The sequence below is a fragment of the Candidatus Nitrospira bockiana genome, from assembly GCF_965152565.1.
Genome location: NZ_OZ224215.1, coordinates 3971194 through 3988434, shown reverse-complemented (window position 1 = coordinate 3988434; position 17241 = coordinate 3971194). Strand labels below are relative to the sequence as shown.

Genomic DNA, 17241 nt, shown 5'->3' with positions numbered 1-17241 from the left:
TTGAGCCGAAAGCGGCCGCCCGACCTGTCGCCGTGCCGGATAGCGAACACATAGCCCGGTCGGTGCGTGAAATCGCGATGCCGATTGTCCGTGCGTTGGCCCTCGACCTCGTGGACGTCGAGTGCAGCGGTCAGGGTGCCCGAACACTGGTGCGGGTATTCATCGACAAGCCGGCCGGTGTGACTCTTGAGGATTGCGAGCAGGTTCATGTCTCGTTGGGGCACGCCTTGGACGTGCAGGACCCGATTCCTCACGCCTATACGCTCGAGGTGTCGTCCCCGGGACTCGATCGTCCTCTCAAACGCCGGGAAGACTGGGCGCGGTCGGTTGGAAAACTGGTCAGCGTGAAATTGCGCCAGCCTTTGGAAGGGCAGTGGCGGCTGCTCGGACGCCTGCAGGGCGTGGATGAGCAGGGCATCACGCTGTCCCTCACGGGAACGGAACGGCGGGTCGAATGGGGGGCCGTTGCGGACGGCCGCCTTGAAGTAGAGTTCTGACCGGACGGACGGTCACCAGCGAGGCCATCGGATATGAATCGAGAATTGATTTCGGTCATTGATCAGATCGGGAGGGAAAAGGGCATTGACAAGGCGAAGATCATCAGCGCCGTCGAGTCGGCCCTGCAGACCGCCGCGAAGAAGCGGTTCGGGCAGGGAGAGAACATCCAAGTCCAGATCGATCCGAAGACCGGGGAAATTTCGGTCATCTCGCTCAAGACGATCGTGGACACCGTCACCAACCCGAAGTCCGAGGTGTCGTTGAGTGAGGCGCGCCGCATCGACAGTGAGGCTGAGATCGGCGACGAGATCGGGTCGCTGATCGAGATGGACGAGTTGGGTCGCATCGCTGCGCAGACCGCCAAGCAGGTAATCTGTCAAAAGGTGCGCGAGGCCGAATGGGAGGCCGTGCTCAAGGAGTATTCGACCCGCCAAGGCGACCTCATCAACGGCATCATCATGGGGCAGGAACGCCGGAACTATCTCGTGGATCTCGGAAAGACGGAGGCGGTCCTTCCGGCGTCCGAGCAGATCCCGCGAGAAACCTACCGGCGTGGGGACCGTATCAAGGCGTATTTGCTCGAGGTCCGCAAGACGCCCAAGGACGTCCAAGTGATCCTCTCGCGGACGCATCCGCAATTCGTGGCCAAGCTCTTCGAGCTCGAGGTGCCCGAGATCGCGGAAAAAATCGTCGAGATCAAGGGCGTGGTCCGCGAGCCGGGCGATCGCACGAAGATCGCGGTCTCGTCACGCGATAAGGCCGTGGACCCGGTGGGAGCGTGCGTCGGGATCAAGGGATCGCGCGTACAGGCGGTCGTCCGCGAGTTGCGCGGTGAAAAGATCGACATCATCGCATGGACGTCCGATCCGCGTGTCTTTATCGCCGAGGCGCTCAATCCGGCGACCATCGAAAAGGTCGGCATCGATGAGGAGAAGAAATCCGCCCTCGTGGTCGTCGCCGACTCCCAGCTCTCGTTGGCGATCGGGAAAAACGGCCAGAACGTCAGGCTGGCCGCGAAACTGACCGGATGGAAGATCGACATCATCAGCGCGACGGAATACGAGAAAGAGAAGGTCGAACGAGACCGAGAGATCAAGGCGGCCCTGGCCGAGGAGGCCGAGGCTCAGCGCGAGCAGGAAGAGGCGCGTGCCCAGCAGGAAGCGGCGGCTCAGGCCTCCGGGGCTCCGTCGGTTCCCAGTTGATTCGAGGAAGAGGCAGGACCCAACGCAATGAGGGTATACGAATTAGCCAAGAAGCTCGGGATGGAAAATCGCACCTTGATCCCGGAGTTGAAGCGACTCGGGATCGCCGTGGCCTCGCATAGCAGTGCGCTCGATGACGCCACGGTTCAACGGGTGATGGAGCACTTCTCGAGGTCAGGATCCGGACAGAAAACCGGGGCGGCGGAACGTACCGCTCGGGTGAGCAGCGCCGGACGCGATGGGAAAACGCTACGCGACGATGGCCTGTCGGGCGCAAGGACGGCCGTGGCCGAAGAGGCGCCGAAAGTCGACAAGAAGCGAATTCTCATCAAGCGCAAGAAGACCGAGGAAGAACTCGAAGCCGAAGCGGCCATTGCCGCTCCCCCAGGACCTGCCGAGCCGGCAGCCGCCCAGATCAGCACGGAGCTTCCGAACGTACCGCCGGTCGTCCCACCGCCGTCCGCTCAGCCGACATCGGCTCCCGCCGGCGCCGAACCCGTGCTGCATCCTGCCATTCCGCCTCTTGCTTGGGAAGCCGGTGCAAAAGGACGGGAGGAGGCTCACAGGCCCGCTATGCCCGAAGGGCAGCCGGCCGTGGCGACCGCTCCCGCGGCCCCGGTAGGGACTCCGGCGCCAGGTGCTGCCCCTGCAGCCAAGCGGCCTCCCGAAGTCGCGGCCCCTGCGGACGAGGCGAGCCTGAAGGACAAGCTAAAGAAGCAGAAGAAGCCGGGCCGGGTCCGTGAAGAAGAAGACTATAAGTTCCGGGAAGACGTCACCCGGTGGCAGGACTTGCGTGCGATTCCGGTGCATCGGCGGGACGATCGCTCGCGGCACGTCCAGCCTTCACCGGTTGCCGAAATCACGAAGCCTCGGAAAAAGATTATCCGGCTGTCCGCTGGCCTGACCGTCAAGGACTTCGCCGAAATGGTGGGGCAGCGGCCCGGCGATGTGATCCGGAAATTGATGGAAATGGGACAGATGCTGACGCTGAACCAGCCGATCAATCCCGATGCGGCGGTGTTGATCGCCGAGGGTCTCGGGATGAAGGCCGAGGTGGCGGTCGAGAAGCAGGGGGAAGATCTGTTGCAAGACGTGGTCGAATCGGCCGAGCAGGAGGACTTGGAGCTTCGGCCCCCGGTGGTCACGATCATGGGGCATGTGGACCACGGCAAGACCTCCTTACTGGATGCGATCCGGCAGACGCACGTCACCGAACAGGAGGCGGGCGGGATCACGCAGCACATCGGCGCCTACGTCGTCCAGACCAACGGCAAGCGCATCACCTTCCTCGACACCCCGGGCCACGAAGCCTTCACCGCGATGCGGGCGCGCGGCGCCAAGGTCACGGATATCGTCATCCTGGTGGTGGCCGCCGATGACGGTGTAATGCCCCAGACCGTCGAAGCGATTGCACACGCGACAGCGGCGAACGTCCCGATCATCGTGGCGATCAACAAGATCGACAAGCCCGGCGCGAATCCGGACCGCGTCAAGCATGCCCTGGCCGAGCACAACCTGATCCCGGAGCAGTGGGGCGGGCAAACGATCTTCGTTGAAGTATCCGCGAAGCAGAAAACCGGGCTCGACACCCTTCTCGAGATGATCTTGCTGCAAGCTGAAGTCCTCGAGCTGAAAGCCAATCCCAAGCGATTGGCAAAGGGAACGGTCATCGAGGCGAAGCTGGAGCGTGGGCGAGGACCGGTGGCGACCGTGCTGGTCCAGAGCGGCACCCTGCGGGTCGGCGACGCCTTCGTCGTCGGGACGTTCAGCGGGCGCGTCCGTGCGCTGATCTCGGATACCGGGGGCAAGTTGACCGAGGCCGGCCCGTCGGTGCCGGTCGAAGTGATCGGATTACCGGGCGTCCCGTCGGCGGGCGATCAGTTCGTCGCCGTGGCGGATGAGCGAGTCGCCCGCCAGGTGGCCGAGGACCGGCTGCAGAAGCAGCGGGCCGCGGAGTTGGCGGCCGGCGGCGGCCGCGTCACCCTCGACGATCTCTACACGCGCATCAAGGAAGGCGACGTCAAAGAATTGGCCCTCGTCATCAAGGCGGACGTTCAAGGGTCGGCCGAGGCGCTGTCCGATGCGGTGCAGAAGCTCTCCACTCCAGCGGTGAAGTTGCGTGTGATCCACAGCGGCGTGGGCGGCATCACTGAGACCGATGTCCTGCTCGCCTCAGCGTCGCGCGCGATCATCATCGGGTTCAATGTCCGCCCTGAACCCAAGGCTTCGGCGCTGGCTGAACGGGAGGGTGTGGACGTGCGGCTCTACACCATCATCTACGACGCCATTGGGGACATCAAAGCGGCCATGGAAGGCCTCTTGGAACCGACGCTCAAGGAGCGCGTGCTAGGCCGAGCCGAGGTCCGCCAGGTATTCAACATTCCCAAGGCCGGGACGATCGCGGGCTGTTATGTCATCGACGGGACGATCACGAGGGCGAGCGCCGGTGTGCGAGTCATTCGGGATCACGTCGTCATTTACGAGGGGAAGATCGGGTCGTTGCGGCGGTTCAAAGACGACGTGCGCGAAGTGCAGCAGGGCTACGAGTGCGGCATCGCGGTGGAGAATTTCAGCGATGTCAAGCCCGGTGATATCCTCGAAGCCTATACCGTCGACAAAGTGGCCACCAAGCTCTAGCGCGCCTTCCGGGCCTTCTCCCTTCGCCGCGCATGATTGTCGGATTGTGCACCGTTGAGTTGTACCTGCCGGACAGCCAGTCCTTGAAGGCGAAGCGTCAGGTTCTCCTGAGTCTGAAAGATCGCGTGCGGGACCGTTTCAACGTCTCGGTGGCCGAAGTCGGCGACCAGGAGCTGTGGCAAAAGGCCATCCTGGGCATCGCGTGCGTCGCGAACGAGCAGAAGCACGTGAACCAGGTGCTCGATCAGGCGATGAACTTGATCCGTTCGGTTCCGATGGTCGACCTCGTGAAGTTCCAGATCGAATATTTGTAGAAGACGATGGCGAAGACAGCCTATTCTCGGGCCACTCGCGTCGCGGATCAAATCCGCGCGGAAGTGGCCGACATCCTCATGCGCAAGACCAAGGATCCCCGCGTCGGCGTCGTGACCGTGACCGATGTCGAGTTGACCAGCGATCTTCGGCTCGCCCGGATCTTCGTCACCGCCGGTCCGGACGCCCAGCAGGAGGCTGAGGCAATGACGGGCCTGGCCAAGGCCGCTGGATTCATCCGGAGTGAATTGGGACGTCGCCTGAACTTGCGATATACCCCGGAGCTCTTCTTTCACAAGGATACGGCCGGGGCGAGAGGAGATCGGATCCTGTCGCTTCTCGACCAGCTTGCAGAGCCGTCGCACCGGCCGGGCGGCCGAGATTCATCCATCGACCAGGGCAAGGGCCGGGCGTGATCATGGCGAAGGAAGCGGGATCGGTGGGCAGCCGAGACGGAGTCCTCAACGTGAACAAGGCGCCCGGCTGGACCTCGCACGACGTCGTTGCCAAGCTGCGCCCCTTGTTCCCGGGCTTTCGCATCGGACACGGCGGCACCTTGGATCCCACCGCGACCGGCGTCTTGCCGGTCCTGGTCGGCCGCGCGACCCGGATCGCCGAATATCTGCTCGACTGGGACAAAGAGTACCGTGCCGTCCTGCGTCTGGGTGTGACCACCGAGACGCAGGATGCAACGGGAGCGATCGTGGCCCGACGACCCGTGGCGCATCTCTCCCTGGAGCAGATCCGTGAGGCGATCGACCGATTCCGAGGATCGATCACGCAAGTTCCCCCGATGTATTCCGCGGTCAAAGTGGCCGGTCAACCGCTCTACAAAGCGGCACGGGCGGGGCGGACCGTCGAGCGTGAGCCGAGGCCGGTGACGGTGTATGACCTCGACGTGTTGTCGATTGCTCTCCCCGACGTCGCCTTCCGTGTTCGCTGTTCGAAGGGAACCTATGTTCGGACCCTGTGTGCGGATATCGGAGAGGGGCTCGGAGTCGGAGGGCATTTGCTCGCTCTCGAGCGGACACGGGTGGGACCGTTGGCGATCGAGGCCGCGCGGACGATCGAAGAGACCATCGACGACTATCGGCACGGTCGTCTGGCGATGCTCTCGCTGGACGCTGCCCTTGCGCATCTCCCGGCGCTGGTCGTCAGCGAGCCGGCGGCCGAGCGGGCACGCTACGGCGTTCCGATTCCGGCGCACGCCGTTCGCTGGGCCGGTGAGTTCACTGAGGAACCCAATCTGAAGGCCGCTGAGCCTTTCCGTGTTCGACTGAAGGGCCCGGACGGGCTGCTCATCGGCCTTGGGACCGCATCAGGGCAGCGTGATCGAATCGACTCCGTCAAGATCGAGAAAATTTTGGTGCAGACAACGACGCCGGGTGCGGTGGTCGAGACCTAGGCAGCAGAAGGAGGAGAATAATGGCGCTGACACGGGAAGCCAAAGGGGAGTTGATCGGGCAGTTTCGGCAGCATGAGACGGATACCGGATCGCCGGAGGTGCAGATTGCCATTCTGACGAACCGGATCAGTTACTTGACCGAGCACTTCAAGTTGCATCGCAAGGATCATCACTCGCGGCGCGGGTTACTGCAGTTGGTGGGGCAGCGCCGTCGGCTGCTGGACTATCTGCGGCGGCATGACGAGGCGCGATATCGGGCGGTGCTGGATCGTTTGGGCATCCGCAAGTAATCACATCCCGACGCCGGCCCAACGCCGGCGTCTGAAGGGCTGTCCTCACAGGTGAACACGGACATAGGCTCATCGGAGTGTTGCGAGAGAGTGGGGGGCTCGCATCGGGCGCGTGCTTCGGCCCGGTACTTCACCTGAGCCTATCTCTGTGGGCATCTGTGGGACAGAGCAGAGACCACAGAAAGGAGACCACAGAATGGTGCACAGCGTCGAGATGGAAGTAGCGGGCCGGACGCTCCGGCTCGAGACGGGTCGCGTGGCCAAACAGGCCGACGGCTCGGTCTTGGCATCGTACGGGGACACGGTCGTCCTGGCAACCGCCGTTGCGTCGCAAACCGTGAAGCCGGGTACCGATTTTCTCCCGTTGACCGTCGATTATCAGGAAAAGGCCTATGCGGCCGGGAAGATCCCCGGCGGCTATTTCAAGCGGGAGGGGCGTCCCTCAGAGAAGGAAGTGCTGACGAGCCGCCTGATCGATCGTCCCATCCGGCCCCTGTTTCCCGAAGGGTTTTACTATGAGACGCAGGTCATTGCCTCCGTTCTCTCGGCTGATCAGACGGGCTCGTCGGACGTGGTGGCCATGATCGCGTCGTCCGCGGCGCTGGAAGTATCGGATATTCCTTTTAACGGGCCGGTCGCGGCCGTCAAGATCGGCCGGGTGAACGGCCAGTTCGTCGTCAACCCCGACATGACGAGCCTCGAGAGCTGTGAGTTGCATTTGGTCGTCGCTGGGACCGCTGATGCTGTCATGATGGTCGAAGGCGGCGCCAATGAATTGCCGGAAGCCACGATGATCGAAGCGATCGAGATCGCCCATGTCGAGATCAAAAAGATCGTGGCGAAGATCTTGGATCTCAAGGCGATGGCCGGCAAGAGCAAGCGAACGATCAAAGCCGAGGAAATCGACCCGGCCTTGGCCGAAGAGGTGCGGCGATTGGTAGCCGGGCCGATCCGGGAGGCCATTTTGATCCCGAACAAAACGGCGCGCCAAGAGCGCCTCGATCAGATTCGTGATGAGGCCGTGGAAAAGCTCAGGGGCGAGGATCCCAATCGGGAACGCCACATCAAGCTCATCTTTCATTCGCTCGAGTACAGCGAAGTCCGGAACATGATCCTCGAGAGGGGGGTCCGGGCCGATGGCCGAGGACCCAGCGAGATCCGAGCCATTACCTGCGAAGTCGGTGTGCTCCCCCGTACGCACGGGTCGGCGCTTTTTACGCGCGGCGAAACGCAAAGTCTGGCCGTGGTCACCTTGGGGACCACCGAGGATGAACAGCGCATCGATGCCCTCGAGGGCGAGTATTACCGCACGTTCATGTTGCACTACAACTTCCCCCCCTTCAGTGTGGGGGAAGCGCGGCCGTTGCGTTCGCCGGGTCGTCGCGAAGTCGGGCACGGCGCGCTGGCCGAGCGGGCGCTGAGGCCCGTCATCCCGGGCAAGGACAAGTTTCCGTACACGCTGCGGATCGTGTCCGATATCCTCGAATCGAACGGGTCCTCCTCGATGGCGACGGTATGCGGCGGTACGCTGGCCCTCATGGATGCCGGGGTGCCGATCAAGGAGCCCGTGGCCGGCATCGCGATGGGCCTCATCAAGGAAGGCGATCGGGTCATGGTGCTTTCCGATATCCTCGGCCTCGAAGACCATCTCGGCGACATGGATTTCAAGGTGACCGGAACGCGCAATGGCGTCACGGCCCTGCAGATGGATATCAAAATCGGCGGGATCACGCCCGATTTGATGCGGCAAGCCCTGAATCAGGCGCGGGACGGCCGATTGTACATCCTGGCTCGCATGGCGGAAACCTTGGGGGCCCCCAGGCAGAAGCTTTCCCCGTTCGCCCCGAGGATCTTCACGATGAAGATCAAGCAAGACAAGATCAGGGACGTGATCGGGCCGGGCGGAAAGACGATCAGGGGAATCATCGCCGAGTGCGGCGTGAAGATCAACGTCGACGATTCCGGCGACATCTCGATTGCGGCCACGGACGAAGCCTCGGCGCAAAAAGCCAAGGACATGATCAACCGGCTGACCGAGGAGGTCGAGGTGGGCAAGGTCTATCTGGGGACGGTGCGAAAGATCATGGACTTCGGGGCGTTCGTCGAAATCCTCCCCGGCACCGATGGCCTCGTCCACATCTCGCAATTGGCGCATCATCGCGTGAAGTCGGTGTCCGATGAAGTGACCGAGGGCGAGCAGATCCTGGTCAAGGTCCTCGAGATCGACAAGCAAGGCAAGATCCGCTTGAGTCGAAAGGAAACGTTGCCCGCTCCAAGCGCTCCAGCGGCCGGCTGACATGTACCGGAAATTCACCCTCGACAATGGGGTCCGCGTCGTCACGGAACGGATGCCCTCAGTGAAGTCCGTCACCGTGGGCATTTGGGTGAACGTGGGGTCGCGGGATGAAGAGACGGGGGAGGAGGGCTATTCCCACTTCATCGAGCACATGTTCTTCAAAGGGACTCGGACGCGCTCGGCCGCCCAGATCTCACTCGAGATCGATGCGCTGGGCGGCGAGATGAACGCCTTCACCGGGCGTGAAACGACCACGTTCTATGTGAAGGTGCTCGATCAACATCTCGATCATGCACTGGCGCTCCTCGCCGATCTGTTCCACCACTCGCAGTTTCATCCCAAAGAGGTCGAGAAAGAGAAGCAGGTGGTGCTCGAAGAGGTCCGCATGGTGGAGGACGATCCGGAAGACCTCGTGCAGGATCTTCACACGGAGCAGATGCTCAAAGGTCATCCGCTGGGGCGGCCCATTTTGGGGCGGCCTGAAACGATTCAGCGTCTTCGCCGTGAGGATCTTCTCCGCTTTATCGAGGCTCACTATCATCCCTCCCAGACCTTGATTTCGGTCGCCGGGAACTTCGAGCCGGCCGGCCTGCGACGCACGTTGGACCGCCTTTTTGGCGGGTTCGTGCGGTGGCATCACCCGCGGCTCAGCCGCTGGCCATCGGACGTGTTCGGCGGCCTCCTCGTTCGGCGAAAACCGCTTCAACAAGCTCACCTGTGCCTCGGATTCAGAGGGCTTCCGTTGGACGACAAGAATCGGTATGCGCTTCACGCGTTGAACGCCGTGATGGGCGGAAGCGTCAGCTCGCGATTGTTCCAAGAGATCCGGGAGCGGCGGGGGCTGGCCTACTCGATTTATTCGTATGCGGCTTCCTTTTCGGACAGCGGCGTCTTGACGGTCTATGCGGCCACGCGGCCCCGTGAAGCGACGCGCGTGGTGGAATTGATTTGCCGTGAGATTCGCCGCATCGCGCGCGACGGCCTGGACCGCAAAGAGCTGCAGAAGACCAAAGACCAGATGAAGGGCAGCCTCATGTTGAGCCTGGAAAGTACTCAGAGCCGGATGAGTAAGTTGGCGAAGGACGAGTTGTACCACGGCCGTCCGCTTTCGCTCGCGGAAGTCACGGCGAAGATCGATCAGCTTACCGGTCACCACGTTCATCACTTGGCGCGGACCCTCCTCGACACCTCCTCCATGTCGATTACGGCGCTCGGTCCCGTGTCCGGTCGCGCCCTTGCTTCGGCGATTCCTTGAGCTGAGAATTCATCGGAAGATTCAGCGCTTCCGTCCGTGCACGGTCCTTCGGAGGCGCCAAATAATTCCTTGACAAGGGTGCCTTGATTAGCTAGGATCAGCCCCTGCTTATGACTTTTTCCGCCTACCGCATGAAAACGAACCAAAGAGAAAGGAGGTGCGCACCTCTGGCCGCTGAACATCTTTCTCTTTCTTTCGGTCTTTTCTTTGCACAGCACATCTCGTTTGGTTCTCATGGGGGCTTTCATGTTTTATGAAGGAGGGATACGTATGATGAGGGGAGTCGTCATAGCCGCAACAGCATTGTTTGGGCTCGGCTTGCTGACGGCTGGCTTCGCCGCCGCCGCGGACGCGCCGGCCGGCGGGGGGCCGACCAGCAAAATCGTCGGTGGTCAAGCTCTCAAGGGCGAGACCGTCAAAACGTTGAAGGGGCGCGTCTGGTCTCAGTGGGCGGACAACCCCGATAAAGAGATCCTCTTCGGGATTCAATACTGGAACACGGGGGACCCCGCTTCCGGCACCCCGTTCGGGCGCACCTCGAGCGACTTGGACGTCAAGCCGCCGGACCCTCTCTTTACCTGCTGCGCCTGGGGATTCACGGGTGGAACCGAAAAGAACAATCCATACGCCGGGTGGTACCACGCCCAGACCACGGTTCGCCTTCAGGTAAAGGACAAGGCATTGATGGATCAACTGATCAAGGCGTCGCAGGATCTCGTGGCACTCGAAGTATCGCTTGACGGCCGGACCATCACCGGATTCAAGGTCCTGAAGGACTAGCAATTGCGACGGCATTCATTATTTCTTGATACTGCAAGGAGGATGTCATCATGACACAGAGGAAGGGATGGGCCCTGGTCGCCGCCGTGGCTCTTGTGGTCAGCATGGCCTCGGCCGCGATGGCCATCGAAGCATTCCAGGAGCGTTTTGAATGGGGTGATATGAGCAAGCCGACCACCCTGCAGGGGCGGGTGATCATTCTCGACCCCTATGACGAGGCGGTCTGGATCAACATCGCCGTCTTCGGTGGGAATGCCGAAAGCGGGTATTTTTGGCAGAAGATCCACCCGGGCAAGAACCTGAAGTTCTATGCGGCGAACAAGGAAGTGTGGGAGCAGTTGAAGTCGATGGCCCGCCCGCATGCCGGTCCGGCCGCTGCGAAGGAAGTTCCCCCCGCCTCTCAAGCCACGCTGGTCGAATTTACCGCCCAGGAAGTCGAGCAGAATCGCCGGGTGATCTCCTCGGTCAAGAAGTTGCCGGAAGTTGCCGGCGAGCCGGGCAAGACCCGCAGCATTTCGGCTCTTCGCGTCAAGGCTTGCGAGGGCAAGGATGAGTTGGACAGTAACTGCTACAAGGCCAAGCAGGAGTTGAATACCTCTCCGAAGGGTGAGAGTGCTGTTCCCATGCAGTACGACGTCTTGATTCCGGGCGGAAAGCCTGTTGCGGGATTGATTCCCTGGACGGCACCGTACAACGAAGGGAAGAGTTCGGCTCACTGAGTTCGGGCGTTTCGAGTCAACAGACGGCGGTGTCTCGCAAGGGACACCGCCGTTTTGCTTTGACGGTCCGGTGCATCCGTCATTGAGTTCCGATTTCGTCCGCGAAGTTAGGCCGACGATCTGGCCGTCAATGCCAGGTGAGCCTGTTTTCTCAGATCGCGAAGGTCAGCGCGGTGGGTCGGCCAGGCGCCGTTGCAAGTCGGCCAGCCTGTTGAGCGCCTCGAGCGGCGTCATGGAGAAGAGTTCCATCTGACGCACTTCTTCAATGAGTGGATGCGGCGTCGGGAGGTTGGGTGGCGGTGGGTCCTCTTGGTCTTCCGGTCTCTCGAATGTGGAAGAGGAAGCGCCTGCCGATTCCAGGCGGGCGAGAACCTCCTTGGCGCGCCGGATCACCGGTAACGGAAGGCCGGCCAGCCGGGCGACATGGATCCCATAGCTCCGGTCCGCACCCCCGTCGACGATCTTTCGCAGAAAAATCACTTCCTCATCTCGCTCCTTGACCAGCACCGTGCAGTTCCGTGCTCCCTCGCGTTGCTCGGCGAATTCCGTCATCTCGTGGTAGTGAGTGGCAAAGAGGGTTCTGGCTCCGATCGTTGCGGGATCCAGCAAGTATTCGGCGACGGCCCAGGCGATGCTGAGGCCATCGTACGTGCTCGTCCCCCGGCCGATCTCATCGAGAAGGATCAAGCTCCGTCGCGTGGCGTTGTGAAGGATTTGTGCCGTTTCAGTCATCTCGACCATGAACGTGCTCTGTCCGCCGGCTAAGTTGTCGCTCGCCCCCACACGCGTGAAGATACGATCTACGATGCCGATGTGCGCGCGCCGAGCCGGCACGAACCCGCCCATTTGGGCCATGAGCACGATGAGCGCAATTTGGCGCAGGTACGTGCTCTTTCCAGCCATGTTCGGTCCGGTCAAGACGATCAGACGTCGGCGGTCGAGGTCGAGGGCCACATCGTTCGGGATGAACCCGTCGGGAGTGGTGAGTTGTTCGACCACGGGGTGACGGCCGTCCGCGATGTCGAGGATGCCGTCGTCTGCAATGGACGGACGGACGTATCGGTTGCTGGTTGCCGCTTCAGCCAAGGCCGACAGGACGTCGAGCGTGGCCAGGACCTCGCCCATGGCCTGCAGGCGGCGACAGTGTCCGCTCAGTGTCCCCCGGACCCTCTCGAACAGCTCCTGTTCCAACACCATCATCTTGAGGTCGGCTCCGGTGACCCGATCCTCCAATTCTTTCAGCTCCTGGGTCGTGAACCGTTCGGCGTTCGCCAGGGTCTGTTTCCGGATGTAACGGTCGGGGACACGCTCCGTATTGGCCTTCGTCACCTCCAGGTAATAGCCGAAGACTTGGTTGAATCGGATCTTCAAGGAGTCGATCCCCGTGCGGGCTCGCTCCTCGGCTTCCAATCGGGCGATCCAGCTCTTCCCCTCCCGGCAGGTCCGCCGCAGCTCGTCTAGATCGGCGTGGTATCCGTCCTTGATGATGCCGCCTTCACGGGTAGTCGCCGGGGCATCGGGGACGATCGTCTGCTCGATCAGATGGCGCACGTCCGACAGATCATCCCAACGACTGAGTAAATCCGTGATGAGCGGCGCATGGAAAGAAGAAAGCAGGCTGCGCAACCCCGGCAAGGCCTCTGCCGAGCTCTTGAGCGCAACCAGCTCACGCGGTGTCGCGGCTCCCATCGTCAGACGGCTGCTCAACCGTGCAAGATCTTGGACGCGGCGGAGTTCGGCTCGAATCCGTGTCCGCCTCTCTAGGTCTCCGACGAGCGCGTCGACCGCGTCGAGACGGGCGTTGATCGCGCCGGGATCGAGCAGCGGATGAAGAATCCAATCGCGCAGGAGACGGCCCCCCATGGCGGAGACCGTCCGGTCCAGTACGGACATCAGTGTCGCATCGGCGCGGTCGTCTGCCAACGGCCTGACGAGTTCCAGGTTCCGGATCGTCGCGCTGTCCAAGTGCATCGAGCGCCCGAATCGGCGGACGCGCAACGTGGAGAGATGAGACAATCTCGCCGTCGGCTGGGTCACTCGCAGGTAGTGCAGGACAGCGCCGGCCGCTTGGATGCCGGCCTTGAGCCCCCGGCATCCGAACCCTTCGAGCGAGGCGACGCCAAAGTGGTCATGCAGGATCCGCTGCGCCCGATCGAGATCGAACGTAGCCGCCTCCTGCTGACTCACGCGGGTCCGCTTCAATCCAGTCACCACCCGGTGGACCGCTTCGGGAAGCGACGGCGGAAACAATAATTCCCGCGGCTCGAGCCGGAAGAGTTCGTCTTCGAGATCCGATACGGCCGCCGGCCCGTTGAATTCCGCCAGCCAAAATTCCCCGGTCGACGAATCGAGCATGGACAGCCCGATAGGACCGTCACCTGATCCTTGGACCGCCACCGCGGCCAGGTACACCGCCTCGATGGGCGAGAGCAGCTCCGGATCGATCAAGGTGCCGGGCGTATAGACACGGACGACTTCTCGACGGACAAGGCCCTTGGCTAATTTCGGGTCTTCGACTTGATCGCACAGCGCAACGGTGCGGCCCGCTTTCAACAGCTTGGCAATGTAGTTCATCGCCGCGTGATGCGGGACTCCGCAGAGGGGGACGGGGTCCGCCTTGTGCTTGTCCCGCGACGTCAACGCGATGTTCAAGATGCCGGCCGCAGTTTCGGCATCCTCGTAAAACATCTCGTAGAAGTCGCCGACCCGGAAAAAAAGGATCGCGTCCCGGTGCGCCTGCTTGATCTCACGGTACTGACGCATCAAGGGGGTCGTCTCGCTCTCAGTCATCCGAGAGTTCCTCCTCTGACGAGGTCGGGGTGGACATTCTCCCCAACGCCTTCCGCAGCTCTTCCAGGTCGGCCTCCGCCTCCTGCAGGGCTTTGGTTTTCCTGCGCAGTTCGATCCGTCCATTGATCCATGCCGGGAAGAGCAGAATGGAGGCCACGATAATGCCAATCGCAAAGGCGCTCAGGATCGGCTTGTAGATGGGGGTGGAGGCGGAGCGCAAGCCGAAGAAGTAATGGAGCGTGACTTCCTGCTCCTGGTTTTCCAGGAAGAACGAGAGTGACAGCAGCAGGAGGATGCCGACCAAGACCAACCGGATCATGAGCGTTTCGCCGGCGGACGTCTCAGCCCCGTATGGGTTCTGCGTCCTCCGTCCGGTCCCGGCAGTCGGCGCCTCGTTGCCGTTGCCGTCCCATTGCTGGTGCCGCCTTCGACCACGGCGTCTTGTCCCAGGCGACGGAACACCTGTCGCAGCTTTCGATAGGTCGCACCGAGGTGTTCGGGCATCACACGGACTTCGGAAAACAGCGGCATGAAATTGGTGTCCCCGTTCCACCGCGGGACGATGTGGAGATGGAGATGTGAATCGATGCCTGCGCCGCTGACCCGGCCGAGATTGATCCCGATGTTGAAACCCTCGGGATGCAGCGCCAGGCGCAGCGCTTTCACGCTCAAGTTCGTGAGCGCAAAGAGGTCGAGGGCCGCCTCCGGGATGAGCGCATCCAAATCGGCCACGTGAGCGTAGGGCGTGATGAGCAAGTGCCCCGTGTTGTACGGGAAGAGGTTCATCACGACGAACGCATGCCGGCTACGGTACAGGATGAGGTTTGCCGAATCGCGCCGCTCACGCACCTTTGTGCAAAAGATGCAGGCAACCGGCTTGCGAGAGGATTGGATATACGCCATGCGCCATGGAGCCCAGAGCACTTTCATCGGGAGCCTCCACCCGAAGTAGCCGTTCGCCGGTGATCGGGTCTCCTCTCCGTCCTCGGTCGCGGAAAAAGCCGTTCGAGAACCTTCTGGGAGTGGGCGCCGGTCGCACCGATTCGTATCCGGCGCGTCTTGGGTCCGATGTGTTCGAAGCTCAGAGTCAGCCGATCGCTTGGAAGGCGATCCTCCGCTCGATCGGCCCATTCGACGGCTACGACCGTGTTGCCGTCGAAGTACTCGTCGAGGCCGAGACCCGCAAGAGCCGGGGGGGCGTCGAGCCGGTAGAGGTCGGCATGGGCCAGGCGTAAGCGACCCCGATACTCATGGACCAGGACGAATGTCGGGCTGCTGACCGCACGCTCGGCGACTCCGAGCCCTGCGGCCAACCCGCGTACGAACACCGTCTTCCCCGATCCGAGGTCCCCACACAAGGCGAAGACTTCGCCACCTTCCAGCCGTTGCCCGATCGCCTGACCGAGTCGAGCCGTCTGATTCGGCGACGTCGACCGAACCGACCATCCCTGACCGGTCGGATGCGCGTGCGGGGGAGGCACCCGAGCGGCGGAGCGTTCAGACCGTTTGGCTGAGGGCATAGGGAATCTGGTCGAGGACATCTCGCGCGGTCATCCCCGCCTGGCCGAGTCGCGCGGCCGCCAAATCGCCGGCCAGGCCATGAAGATAGGTCGCGGCGCAGGCCGCCTCCCAGGGCGGGAGTCGCTGGGCCAACAGGCCGGCGATCATTCCGGTGAGGACATCGCCGGTCCCCGCCGTCGCCATGCCCGGGTTCCCGGTCGGGCAGATCGCCGCGGCGCCGCTCGTATCCGCCACAATGGTTCGGGCGCCTTTCAAAACCAGGATGACGCGATGCTGCCGAGCGAATCGGGTGGCGGTTCCCAGCCGGTCTGCATTGATCGTGTGGGCCGTGGCCTGATCTTCCAATCGTGCCATTTCTCCAGGGTGCGGAGTGAGCACCGGTGGGTGCTTGCAGGCAGCCAAGACGCCGAGGTGTCCCGTCAGCGCATTGAGCCCGTCGGCATCCACGACCATCGGCTTGTCGACTCGTTCCAGGAGTCGTCGAACCAGCGCACTGGTATCGGGATGAACGGTCAATCCTGGACCGATCGCCGCCGCTGTCCGCGCCTGCACGAAAGCCAGCAACGGTTCGAGCGCCGAAGAAGCCAGGCTTTTGGCGTCTGTCTCGGGCATCGGAGCCGTCATGGCCTCCAGTAATTTCGCTTCCAGCACGTCGTTGCAGCTCGCCGGCGTCGCCACTGACACGAGCCCGGTTCCCACGCGGAGCGCACCCATGGCCGCCATCGCCGCCGCGCCGGTTTTGCCGACGGAGCCCGCCATGATCGCGGCATGGCCGTAGGTGCCCTTGTGCGCCGACGGAGGCCGCGATGGGATCACATGGCGTACCGACTCGCGGGTGATCAAGGTCACCGTGCTTTCCAGGGCGTCCACATATTCGTGGGGGATGCCGATGTCGACGACCTCCACCCGGCCCGCGTGGTCGAGCCCCGGTCCGATATAGAGCCCCAATTTGGGGAGCCCGAAGGTGGCGGTGGTATCCGCGGATACCGCTGTGCCGAGCACCGCACCACTGTCGGCGTCGATGCCTGATGGTATGTCGATGGCTACGACGGGGGCACCCGCGTGGACCTTGGCCTCATTGATCGCCTCGATCGCTTCGGCCAACGGCCCTGTCACTGGGGCAGAGAGGCCGGTGCCGAGGAGGGCATCGACGATGACATCCGACGATCGCAACCGGGAACGAAGCGCGACTCTGGTAGGACAGGTGAGGACGGCCCGGCGTCCGGCCGTCGCGACGAACCGCCGGTACATCGTTCGAGCGTCCCCTCGCACGTCAGCGGCCTTCGCAAAGAGACAGACCGTCACCCGTGCGCCCTTCCGGTGGAGTAACCGGCCCACGACGAAGCCATCGCCGCCGTTGTTGCCTTTGCCGCAACAGATCGTCACCACCTTCCGGCTCACGGGAGCATAGCGGCGCTCGATGAGCTCAGCCGCCCCGGCGCCGGCCCGGAGCATCAACGTGGCTCCCGGTATGCCGGCTTCCTGGATGGTGCGTCGATCCAGGGCTTGCATCTGTTTGCCGGTTACGATTTTCAT

Annotated in this window: 16 protein-coding genes; 11 read left to right on the top strand and 5 right to left on the bottom strand. The window is 62.6% G+C overall.

Going from position 1 to position 17241, the window contains the following annotated elements; all coding sequences use genetic code 11:
- Positions 1 to 77: 77 nt before the first annotated feature.
- From ACWHYV_RS19600 to ACWHYV_RS19550, 11 genes are all read left to right on the top strand, one after another.
- Positions 78 to 497: a ribosome maturation factor RimP gene (locus tag ACWHYV_RS19600; RefSeq protein ID WP_447978173.1), complete on the top strand. Its 420-nt coding sequence runs from the start codon at positions 78 to 80 to the stop codon at positions 495 to 497.
- Positions 498 to 530: 33 nt separating this feature from the next.
- Positions 531 to 1700, top strand: coding sequence for a transcription termination factor NusA (gene nusA, locus ACWHYV_RS19595; RefSeq protein WP_447978172.1), 1170 nt, complete (start codon positions 531 to 533; stop codon positions 1698 to 1700).
- Positions 1701 to 1760: 60 nt separating this feature from the next.
- The gene (gene infB / locus ACWHYV_RS19590; RefSeq protein WP_447978171.1) at positions 1761 to 4337 is read left to right on the top strand and encodes a translation initiation factor IF-2; all 2577 of its coding nucleotides are present in this window, start codon (positions 1761 to 1763) and stop codon (positions 4335 to 4337) included.
- Between the two features lie 44 nt (positions 4338 to 4381).
- On the top strand, positions 4382 to 4651 hold the full coding sequence (locus ACWHYV_RS19585) for a DUF503 domain-containing protein (RefSeq protein WP_447978170.1): 270 nt from the start codon (positions 4382 to 4384) through the stop codon (positions 4649 to 4651).
- Between the two features lie 6 nt (positions 4652 to 4657).
- The gene (gene rbfA, locus ACWHYV_RS19580; protein ID WP_447978169.1) at positions 4658 to 5065 is read left to right on the top strand and encodes a 30S ribosome-binding factor RbfA; all 408 of its coding nucleotides are present in this window, start codon (positions 4658 to 4660) and stop codon (positions 5063 to 5065) included.
- 2 nt (positions 5066 to 5067) lie between these two features.
- A complete protein-coding gene (gene truB, locus ACWHYV_RS19575) occupies positions 5068 to 6054 on the top strand; it encodes a tRNA pseudouridine(55) synthase TruB (protein WP_447978168.1) in 987 nt (328 codons plus the stop codon).
- Positions 6055 to 6074: 20 nt separating this feature from the next.
- Complete coding sequence (rpsO, locus tag ACWHYV_RS19570; protein ID WP_447978167.1) at positions 6075 to 6344, top strand: 30S ribosomal protein S15; 270 nt, start codon at positions 6075 to 6077, stop codon at positions 6342 to 6344.
- Positions 6345 to 6540: 196 nt separating this feature from the next.
- Positions 6541 to 8640, top strand: coding sequence for a polyribonucleotide nucleotidyltransferase (gene pnp / locus ACWHYV_RS19565; protein WP_447978166.1), 2100 nt, complete (start codon positions 6541 to 6543; stop codon positions 8638 to 8640).
- Position 8641: 1 nt separating this feature from the next.
- Positions 8642 to 9895: a M16 family metallopeptidase gene (locus tag ACWHYV_RS19560; RefSeq protein ID WP_447978165.1), complete on the top strand. Its 1254-nt coding sequence runs from the start codon at positions 8642 to 8644 to the stop codon at positions 9893 to 9895.
- 270 nt (positions 9896 to 10165) lie between these two features.
- The gene (locus ACWHYV_RS19555; RefSeq protein ID WP_447978164.1) at positions 10166 to 10675 is read left to right on the top strand and encodes a hypothetical protein; all 510 of its coding nucleotides are present in this window, start codon (positions 10166 to 10168) and stop codon (positions 10673 to 10675) included.
- 104 nt (positions 10676 to 10779) lie between these two features.
- Complete coding sequence (locus tag ACWHYV_RS19550; RefSeq protein WP_447978163.1) at positions 10780 to 11394, top strand: hypothetical protein; 615 nt, start codon at positions 10780 to 10782, stop codon at positions 11392 to 11394.
- A gap of 165 nt (positions 11395 to 11559) precedes the next feature.
- Here ACWHYV_RS19550 and mutS read toward each other — a convergent pair whose 3' ends face one another.
- From mutS to ACWHYV_RS19525, 5 genes are read right to left on the bottom strand one after another with little or no spacing between them, the layout of a single operon-like run.
- Positions 11560 to 14184, bottom strand: a complete 2625-nt coding sequence (gene mutS, locus ACWHYV_RS19545; protein WP_447978162.1) for a DNA mismatch repair protein MutS — start codon at positions 14182 to 14184, stop codon at positions 11560 to 11562.
- Positions 14177 to 14503 (bottom strand): LapA family protein, encoded by a 327-nt coding sequence (locus tag ACWHYV_RS19540; protein ID WP_447978161.1) that lies wholly within the window; start codon positions 14501 to 14503, stop codon positions 14177 to 14179. Before ACWHYV_RS19540 ends, mutS begins: the two co-directional genes overlap by 8 nt.
- A complete protein-coding gene (locus ACWHYV_RS19535) occupies positions 14500 to 15114 on the bottom strand; it encodes an HIT family protein (RefSeq protein WP_447978160.1) in 615 nt (204 codons plus the stop codon). Before ACWHYV_RS19535 ends, ACWHYV_RS19540 begins: the two co-directional genes overlap by 4 nt.
- A complete protein-coding gene (tsaE, locus tag ACWHYV_RS19530) occupies positions 15111 to 15704 on the bottom strand; it encodes a tRNA (adenosine(37)-N6)-threonylcarbamoyltransferase complex ATPase subunit type 1 TsaE (RefSeq protein ID WP_447978159.1) in 594 nt (197 codons plus the stop codon). Before tsaE ends, ACWHYV_RS19535 begins: the two co-directional genes overlap by 4 nt.
- Positions 15682 to 17241 (bottom strand): NAD(P)H-hydrate dehydratase, encoded by a 1560-nt coding sequence (locus ACWHYV_RS19525; RefSeq protein ID WP_447978158.1) that lies wholly within the window; start codon positions 17239 to 17241, stop codon positions 15682 to 15684. The genes tsaE and ACWHYV_RS19525 overlap by 23 nt, the downstream gene beginning before the upstream one ends.

Coding starts and splice junctions, on each gene's coding strand:
- ACWHYV_RS19600 (WP_447978173.1), top strand. CDS start 78: ATGCCGATTGTCCGTGCGTTGGCCCTCGACCTCGTGGACGTCGAGTGC.
- nusA (WP_447978172.1), top strand. CDS start 531: ATGAATCGAGAATTGATTTCGGTCATTGATCAGATCGGGAGGGAAAAG.
- infB (WP_447978171.1), top strand. CDS start 1,761: ATGGAAAATCGCACCTTGATCCCGGAGTTGAAGCGACTCGGGATCGCC.
- rbfA (WP_447978169.1), top strand. CDS start 4,658: ATGGCGAAGACAGCCTATTCTCGGGCCACTCGCGTCGCGGATCAAATC.
- truB (WP_447978168.1), top strand. CDS start 5,068: ATGGCGAAGGAAGCGGGATCGGTGGGCAGCCGAGACGGAGTCCTCAAC.
- rpsO (WP_447978167.1), top strand. CDS start 6,075: ATGGCGCTGACACGGGAAGCCAAAGGGGAGTTGATCGGGCAGTTTCGG.
- pnp (WP_447978166.1), top strand. CDS start 6,541: ATGGTGCACAGCGTCGAGATGGAAGTAGCGGGCCGGACGCTCCGGCTC.
- ACWHYV_RS19560 (WP_447978165.1), top strand. CDS start 8,642: ATGTACCGGAAATTCACCCTCGACAATGGGGTCCGCGTCGTCACGGAA.
- ACWHYV_RS19555 (WP_447978164.1), top strand. CDS start 10,166: ATGATGAGGGGAGTCGTCATAGCCGCAACAGCATTGTTTGGGCTCGGC.
- ACWHYV_RS19550 (WP_447978163.1), top strand. CDS start 10,780: ATGGCCTCGGCCGCGATGGCCATCGAAGCATTCCAGGAGCGTTTTGAA.
- mutS (WP_447978162.1), bottom strand. CDS start 14,184: ATGACTGAGAGCGAGACGACCCCCTTGATGCGTCAGTACCGTGAGATC.
- ACWHYV_RS19540 (WP_447978161.1), bottom strand. CDS start 14,503: ATGATCCGGTTGGTCTTGGTCGGCATCCTCCTGCTGCTGTCACTCTCG.
- ACWHYV_RS19535 (WP_447978160.1), bottom strand. CDS start 15,114: ATGAAAGTGCTCTGGGCTCCATGGCGCATGGCGTATATCCAATCCTCT.
- tsaE (WP_447978159.1), bottom strand. CDS start 15,704: ATGCCCTCAGCCAAACGGTCTGAACGCTCCGCCGCTCGGGTGCCTCCC.
- ACWHYV_RS19525 (WP_447978158.1), bottom strand. CDS start 17,241: ATGAAAATCGTAACCGGCAAACAGATGCAAGCCCTGGATCGACGCACC.